General features: G+C 73.7%; 7 protein-coding genes and 1 tRNA gene. 3 read left to right on the forward strand and 5 right to left on the reverse strand.

Annotated elements, in window-relative coordinates; genetic code table 11:
- Window positions 1-134 precede the first annotated feature (134 nt).
- The 3 genes from ACFWGZ_RS37325 to ACFWGZ_RS37335 form a co-directional block, all read right to left on the reverse strand.
- Entirely contained in the window at window positions 135-779 is a 645-nt protein-coding gene (locus tag ACFWGZ_RS37325) for a DUF4383 domain-containing protein (RefSeq protein WP_382456309.1), read from the reverse strand.
- A 72-nt stretch (window positions 780-851) separates the two neighbouring features.
- Window positions 852-1,514 (reverse strand): SAM-dependent methyltransferase, encoded by a 663-nt coding sequence (locus ACFWGZ_RS37330; protein WP_382456310.1) that lies wholly within the window; start codon window positions 1,512-1,514, stop codon window positions 852-854.
- A 141-nt stretch (window positions 1,515-1,655) separates the two neighbouring features.
- Window positions 1,656-1,727 (reverse strand) — tRNA-Glu (locus tag ACFWGZ_RS37335).
- Between the two features lie 253 nt (window positions 1,728-1,980).
- Between ACFWGZ_RS37335 and ACFWGZ_RS37340 the strand changes: the two genes are divergently transcribed.
- On the forward strand, window positions 1,981-3,588 hold the full coding sequence (locus ACFWGZ_RS37340) for a thiamine pyrophosphate-binding protein (protein WP_382456311.1): 1,608 nt from the start codon (window positions 1,981-1,983) through the stop codon (window positions 3,586-3,588).
- A complete protein-coding gene (locus ACFWGZ_RS37345) occupies window positions 3,585-4,973 on the forward strand; it encodes an aminobutyraldehyde dehydrogenase (protein WP_382456312.1) in 1,389 nt (462 codons plus the stop codon). Before ACFWGZ_RS37340 ends, ACFWGZ_RS37345 begins: the two co-directional genes overlap by 4 nt.
- On the opposite strand, the gene ACFWGZ_RS37350 is transcribed toward ACFWGZ_RS37345, so the two are convergent.
- Together ACFWGZ_RS37350 and ACFWGZ_RS37355 are read right to left on the reverse strand one after the other, a co-directional pair.
- Window positions 4,948-5,736: an oxygenase MpaB family protein gene (locus tag ACFWGZ_RS37350; RefSeq protein ID WP_382456313.1), complete on the reverse strand. Its 789-nt coding sequence runs from the start codon at window positions 5,734-5,736 to the stop codon at window positions 4,948-4,950. The genes ACFWGZ_RS37345 and ACFWGZ_RS37350 overlap by 26 nt on opposite strands.
- Before the next feature lie 55 nt (window positions 5,737-5,791).
- The gene (locus ACFWGZ_RS37355; protein WP_382456314.1) at window positions 5,792-6,556 is read right to left on the reverse strand and encodes a hypothetical protein; all 765 of its coding nucleotides are present in this window, start codon (window positions 6,554-6,556) and stop codon (window positions 5,792-5,794) included.
- Window positions 6,557-6,669: 113 nt separating this feature from the next.
- On the opposite strand from ACFWGZ_RS37355, the gene ACFWGZ_RS37360 reads away from it, so the two are divergent.
- The gene (locus ACFWGZ_RS37360) at window positions 6,670-7,614 is read left to right on the forward strand and encodes a zinc-binding dehydrogenase (protein ID WP_382456315.1); all 945 of its coding nucleotides are present in this window, start codon (window positions 6,670-6,672) and stop codon (window positions 7,612-7,614) included.
- The last annotated feature ends 25 nt before the right edge of the window (window positions 7,615-7,639 follow it).

The following is a 7,639-nucleotide window of genomic DNA, read 5'->3' on the forward strand; positions in this document are numbered from 1 at the left end:
CATCAAGGGCTCGCACGGCGCGTCTGCACCGGACAGGGGGACCATCCGGGACCGGGCGAGGGGGGATTCACCCGGAGATTCCGACCTTCCGGGACTGAACTCCCGGGCGGTGCTGCTCTGCGTCCCGAGGGGACTCAGTGCTTGATCTTGTCCTTGCTCACGCGCTCGGTCTTCGGGTCGACCACCGCGTGCTCCTTGGTGATCGGCTCCGTGTTCGCGACCGGGCTCACGGCGGGCTCCACCCGCTCGTCGCGGAAGTGGCCGTCGCGGAGGTGCTCGTCGTGCACGCGGTCGTCGCGGAACGCCTCCGAACGGGGCTCCGGCACGACCGGCTCCTCCTCCTCGATCAGCTTGCGGCGCGCGGGCATCACCGCGAGCAGCAGGCCGAAGATCGCGAGGCCGAGGTGCAGCCAGTTGTCGTTGGTGTTGACCGCCAACGGGTTGCCGTACTGCTCGGCCGGGTTCTGCGCGAGGATCCCCGTGATCATGAGGTCCCACACGAAGAGCGCGGCGAAGCCCGCGAACAGCAGCCAGCCGTACAGCCGGGCGAGGCCCGAGCCGAGAGCCATGAGCAGGCCGAGCACGCCGACGGCAACCATCACCAGGTTGTGCAACGGGTTCACCGAGAACCCGAGCACGTACGACTGGGCAGCCCAGTCGCCCACGCCGGTGCGTGTGAAGCCCACGACGCCGAACACGATGAACGCGATGCCGGCCAGACCGGCCAGCAACTGCACCGGTTGCAGACCGGCGACCTTGACAGTGACGCGGTGGGTCATGTCGCCCTCCAGGCTCCGTTCTTGTCGTCGCCTGACTACCCCGCGTGCCCTCCGGTCAAACCGTTCGGGCGCTCAGCGGGTGCCCTTGCGGCCGATGCCCGCGTACGCGCCGGGCACCACGCTCGGCGCCTCCATCGTGAGGCCTTCCATCAGCTGCACGACGGGCGCCGGGTGCGAGACGACGAGGAACCCGCCCGCGGGCAGGGCGTGCCGGTAGCGGCGCACCACGCGGCCGGGACCGGTCGAGTCGTCGACGTAGCGCAGGACGTCGACCATCAGCACCGCGTACGGCTCGCGGAGGTCCAGGTGCGCCACCACGCCGGGGTGCCGCAGCACCTGCTCCGGCCGCCGCAGGTCCGCCTGAACCGCGCACGCGCGCGGTTCGCCGCGCAGCAGCCCGCGGCCGAACGCGACGGTCACCGGGTCCGCGTCCACGTAGACGACGCGGGCCTCCGGCAGCGTCTGGTGGGTCGACCCGCACGTCGGGATGCCCGCGCCGAGGTCGAGGAACTGGCGCACGCCCGCCGCCCAGCAGTGGCGGACGGCGTGGCGCAGGAAGGTGCGGTGCGCGCGCGTGACCAGCGGTAACTCGGGGTCGATCCGGACCGCCTGCTTGGCGAACGCCCTGTCGGCGGCGTAGTTGTGCGCGCCGCCCAGGTAGAAGTCGTGGATCCGCGCGGCGTTGGGCCGACGTACGTCGACCTCGTAGCGTGCGAAGGCGGGGACCGCGGCCATTCGCAGAGCGTAACTGGCGCCTAGACCATTCGGGCGAAGTTTTCGAAGATTCTTTGGGTCCGTCTGACATGGACGACTCCGCGACACCCCCGGGACACCCGTGCGGGAGGGCCCGGTCCACCCCACTGAGACCGGGCCACGTAGCGCGTACGGGGATCGAACCCGTGTTTCCGGAGTGAGAATCCGGTGTCCTGACCACTGGACGAACACGCCGAGGACGAGCATTCACAAAGAAATGCTCGCAGAGAATATCGGAAAGTGAACTAGCTGGTCACAGCTTCGAGGGCGCTCCGGCCCATTCCTCTGCGGTAATCATGGAACAATGATGACCGAGAAGCCGCGGGGGCCGCAAAGCAATTAATCGAGCGTGCCCGCCCGAGGACCGCGGCCACGCGGGCACCACCTCTGTGGCAGCGTCGCACGTGGCTCACGACCGCGTGGGCCTTCCGGCGCTGGAGGAGGGTCCGTGACGCGCACCGGTGGCGACGTCGTCGTCGAGACGCTGGAGGCGCTCGGCGCGAGCACCGCGTTCGGCATCCCCGGGCAGCACGCGCTCGGGCTGTTCGACGCGCTGCGCCGTTCTCGCCTGCGGTACGTCGGGGCGCGGACCGAGGTCAACGCCGCCTTCGCCGCGGACGGGCACGCGCGGATCACCGGGTCGGTGACCCCGCTGCTCGTGTCGACCGGGCCGGGCGCGCTGCACACGCTCGCCGCGCTGCAGGAGTCGGCCGCCTCGTCGGCACCGGTGCTCGGCATCTCCTCGCAGGTCCCCCGCGCCGGGCTCGGCGGCGTGCGCGGCGGGTACCTGCACGAGCTGCCCGACCAGCTGGCGTCGTTCCGCGGGGTGGTCAAGCACGCGCGGCTCGTGCGGCAGGTGTCGCAGATCCCGTCGGCGCTGGCCGAGGCGTGGGAGATCGCGCTCGGCGCGCCGTTCGGGCCGGTGTGGCTGGAGATCCCGCAGGACGTGCTGCTCGCGCCCGCGTCCGTGCCGCCGGTGACGGCGGTGGCGTGGTCGGCGCGCCCGCTGCCGCCGCGGGCCGAACTGGTCGCCGAGGCCGTGCGGCTGCTGGACGGCGCCGCGCGGCCCGCGATCCTCGCCGGGGGTGGCGCTTCCGCCCCGGAGGTGCTGGAGCTGGCCGAGAAGCTGCGGGCGCCGGTCGTGACGACGTTCGGCGGCAAGGGGAAGTTCCCCTGGGACCATCCGCTGTCCGCGCGGGCGTGGCTCGAGGACTTCCACACCACGGAGTTCCTGGCCGACGCGGACGTGCTGCTGGTCGTGGGCTCCGGGCTCGGCGAGCTGTCGAGCAACTACCGGACGTTGCGGCCGCGTGGTGCGGTGGTCCAGGTCGAGGCGGACCTCGGCAAGCTGGAGTCGAACCACCCCGCCCTCGGCATCCACGCCGACGCCCGGCTCGCGGTGCGCGCGCTGGCTTCCGGGGTGGCGCCGCGGGCCGCCGACGGCGTCGCGGAGCACCGGGTGCGGGAGCTGCTGGACCGGGTGCGGGACCGGTTCGCCGGGCAGGAGCTGGACCTCGAGTGGCAGGTGCTGGACGCGCTGCGGGCGGCGGTCCCGGACGGCACGCACACGTGCTGGGACATGACGATCCTGGCCTACTGGGCCTGGTCGGCGTGGGACCCGCGCGGCGGCGCGCAGCTCTCGGCCCAGGGCGCCGGCGGTCTCGGCTACGCCTTCCCCGCCGCTCTGGGGGTCGCGGCGGCCGGGGCCGGGCCGGTGCTCGCGGTGTCCGGCGACGGCGGCGCGATGTACGGGATCTCCGAACTGGCCACCGCCGCCCAGCACGGGTCGCGGGTCGTCTGGCTGGTCGTCGACGACGGCGGCTACGGCATCCTGCGCGAGTACATGACCGACGCGTTCGGCGAGACCACCGGCACCGAGCTGGCGCGGCCGGACTTCGTGGCGCTGGCCGAGTCGTTCGGCGTGCCCGCCACCCGCAGCACCCCAGGGTCGTTGCGCGAGGACCTCGCCGCCGCGTTCGCCTCGGACGGCCCGCACGTCGTGGTGCTGCCCGCCGTGCTGCGCATGTTCGCCCCCACGCACCTGGAGCACCTGTGATCGTCGCGAACTTCGTCAACGGCGTTCCCGTTGCGGCGGAAGGGACTTCGCCGCTCGTGGACCCCGCCACCGGGGTGGAGTCCGGTCGTGCCGCGCTGTCCCGTGCCGCCGAGGTCGACGCCGCCGTCCGGGCCGCTGCCGCCGCCTTCGAGACGTGGTCGCGCACCACGCCCGGTGAGCGCCAGCGGGCGTTGCTGGGGCTCGCGGACCTGCTGGAGGCGCACTCCGGGGAGGTCGCCGACGCGGAGGTGCGGGAGACCGGCAAGATCCGCTCGGTCGTGCTGGAGGAGGAGATCCCCCAGTGCGCGGACCAGCTCCGGTTCTTCGCGGGTGCCGCCCGCGCGCTCGGGTCGGCCGCGGCGGGCGAGTACCTCCCCGGCCACACCTCGTACCAGCGCCGGGAGCCGGTCGGGGTGGTCGCGCAGCTCACGCCGTGGAACTACCCGCTGATGATGGCGGTGTGGAAGGTCGCGCCCGCGCTGGCGGCGGGCAACACCGTCGTGCTGAAGCCCGCCGAGACCACCCCGTCGTCCTCGGTGCTGCTCGCGTCGCTGGCGTCGTCCGTGCTGCCGCCGGGCGTGTTCAACGTCGTCCTCGGCGACCGCGACACCGGCCGGCTGCTGGCCGCGCACCCGGTTCCCGCGATGGTGGCGCTGACCGGCTCGACCCGCGCCGGCGTCGAGGTGGCCCGCGCCGCCGCGGCGACGGTGAAGCGCACCCACCTCGAACTGGGCGGCAACGCGCCGGTCCTGGTGTTCGACGACGCGGACGTGCCGCGGGCCGCCGCGGGGATCGTCGGCGCCGCCTTCTTCAACGCGGGCCAAGACTGCACGGCCGCGACCCGCGTGCTCGTCGCCCGCGCGGTGCACGACGAGGTCGTCGCGGCGCTGGCGGACGCGGCCCGCGCGTGCGTGCCCGGCGTGGACTTCGGGCCGTTGAACAGCCGGGCCCAGCTGGACCGCGTCCTCGGGCTGCTGGCGCGCTCGGGCGGAGTCGTCCACTGTGGAGGGAAGCGGCACGGCTCGGCCGGCTTCTTCCTGGAGCCCACCGTCGTGTCCGGGCTGGACCAGTCGTCCGAGCTAGTCCAAGAGGAACCGTTCGCGCCGGTGATCACCGTGCAGCCGTTCGACTCCGAGGACGAAGCCCTCGCGCTGGCCAACGGCGTCCCGCAGGGTCTCGCCTCGTCGATCTGGACGCGTGACACCGGCCGAGCCGCCCGTCTCCCGGCACGGCTCGACTTCGGCGTCGTGTGGGTCAACACGCATGGCCCGGTCGCGTCCGAGATGCCGCACGGCGGGTTCGGCGCCTCCGGCTACGGCAAGGACCTGTCACTGCACGGGCTGGAGGACTACACGCGCGTCAAGCACGTGATGATCGCGCACTGAGCATGGCCCGGTACGGCATCGGGTAGTGCAGCAGGCTGTCCGGCACGCACGCCGACATGGCCCGGATGGCCCGGATCCACCGGGCGAGGCGGCGCGCGTCGCGGTCCGTCCACTCCAGACGGAGCTTGTCCCGCAACGCGGGCGGCAGCGTGCCGACGGCGAAGTCCGGCAGCACCCGCGCCGCCACCGGCCGCACGACCGGCCACAGCGCCCTGGGCAGGTGCTCCCCGCCCGGCGCCCGGCCCGACCGCAGCTCGAAGGCCTCGAGCAGTCCCCCGACCCCGTCCGTGCGGACGAGCTGGGACGCCACCACGTCGTCGAGGTACTCCCGCAACGACCCGAGGTCGCCCGGCATGCTCCGGATGCCGAGCGACCGCCCGGTGTCGCGCCACTCCCGGTAGAGCTGCTGCTCGTGCAGCGCGGGCAGCCGCGGCCGCAGCAACCGGTACGCCGTGAGCAGCGAGTCGAAGCTGGTGGCGTGCACCCACCGGAACAGCTCCTCGTCGGCGCCGGGGATCCTGGCGTGCCACTTGACCAGCCGCTGCGCCTCCCCGGCCGCCCGCTCCCCGCCGAACAGCCGCAGCTGCGACGAGGTGATCGTCCTGGTGAGGCGCGCGAACGGGTCCGCCCGGTAGCCGTCGCGCACGGCGGCGGCGATCACCGGGTGGGCGACCTGCATCAGCACGGCCCTGCCCAGCACCACCAGCTCGAAGCGCGTGTACCAGCCCAGCCGCCACGTCACCGACTCAGGTCCCAGCGTCACGACCATGATCATTCCGCGCCGGGGGCCCTCCGCCGAGATTTCCCACCCGAAGGTGTCAGGCCACCCGGCCGAGCCGCACGGACACGGCGAGCGCGAGGACGACGGCGCAGGCCGGCACCACGACGAAGGGCGTCAGCAGGGCCACCGGCGAGGAGAACCCCAGGTTGCCGGCAACCCCCTGCAGCACGACCGCGAACACGGCCCACAGCGCCCAGCTCCGCACCACCACGCGGCCGCACGCGGCGGGCATCGCCGTGACGGCGAGCACCGGGACGGCCGCACCGGCCAGCAGCACGGGTGTCGTCACCAGCAGTGCCGGTGGTGATCCGCCGAAAGTCCACGCCGCCCACAGCACCGGCCCGCACCACCCCGTCCCTGCCACGACCGCCGCCACGACGAGGCCGGTGCTCCTCCGCGCGCCGCCCGTGCACGTCAACGCCAGCGCCGTGAGCGTCGCCAGCACCATCACCGCCAACGCCACCACCACGACCGGGCCGGCACCGCCGAACGCCGGGAACAGCAGTGCCACCCACAGCGAGGACTGACCGGCGAACGCGTCCTGCCGCCACGCGTGACGCCGCCGGTCCAGGAGGTCCCGCGCCGTCCAGAGCTGGTGGACCGCGAGGAACCCGGCCGGCAGCACCGCGACCGGCAGGTCCGCCACGACCACGGCGCACCACGCCAGGAGCCCCAGTCCCGCCAGCAGGGCCGCGGCGCCCAGCGCGACCAGCGACGGGTCGCGGTGTCCCGGCGGCGACGCGGAGTGCAGGTGGGTGTCCCGCGTGCCGCCACGCGTCTTGGTCTGCTCGATCCCGGACATCGGCACCCCCGGCCCGCAGGGTAGGAGCGCCGCCGCACGCCCGTGGCCGGAACGGCGTCGAGATCGCCCGATTGCTTGACCTCCAGCTAAGTGGAGTTCGTAGCGTCGGACGCATGTTCGCGATTCGGCAGCACGAGTTCGGTCCCGCCTCGACCCTCCTGTTCGAGGAGGTCCCCGACCCGGAGCCCGCGCCCGGCCAGGTCCGCGTGACGGTGGCCGCGGCCGGCGTCCACCTCGTCGACACCACGATCCGCAAGGGCGGCTTCGGGCCAGTCGAGTTCCCCGTGACGCCGGGTCGCGAGGTCGCCGGTGTCGTCACCGCGCTCGGCGCCGGCGTCGAGGCGGAGTGGCTGGGCCGGCGGGTCGTCGCGCACCTCGGCCAGGCCGGCGGCGGGTACGCCGAGCTGGCCGTCGCCGACGTCACCGCGGTGCACGGGCTGGGCGACGACGTGTCGTTCGAGGCGGCGGTCGCGATGATCGGCACCGGGCGCACGGTGGTCGCGGTGCTCGACCGGGCGCGGCTGACGGCGGACGACGTCGTGCTCGTGACGTCGGCGGCCGGCGGGATGGGGACGTTGTTCGTGCAGGAGGCGCGCAACGCCAGCGCCCGGGTCATCGGGCTCGCGAGCGGCGGGAAGCTCGGCCACGTCGTGGACAACGGCGCCGACGACGCCATCGACTACACGCGGCCGGACTGGGCGGACGGCGTGCAGGGGGTCACCGTCGTGCTCGACGGCGTCGGCGGCGTGGTCGGGGTACAGGCGCTCCAGACCCTGGGGCCCGGTGGCCGGCAGGTCATCTACGGCTGGGCGTCGGGGTCGATGACGCCGATCAGCACGGAGGCGTTGTTCGCCAACAGCCTCACCGCGACCGTCGCGCTCGGGCCGGGGATGATGCGGCGCGGCATCCGCACGCTCGAGGCGGAGTCGCTGGCGGGCCTCGCGAGCGGGCGGTTCGTGCCGCTCGTGAACCCGCCGTTCGCGCTGCGGGACGCCGCGAAGGCGCACGAGGCGCTGGAAGCGCGGGCGACGGTGGGCAAAGTCGTGCTCCGGGCGTGAAGAAGGGGGCCGTCCACACGGGACC

Source organism: Lentzea sp. NPDC060358, assembly GCF_042725365.1.
GTDB lineage: Bacteria > Actinomycetota > Actinomycetes > Mycobacteriales > Pseudonocardiaceae > Lentzea.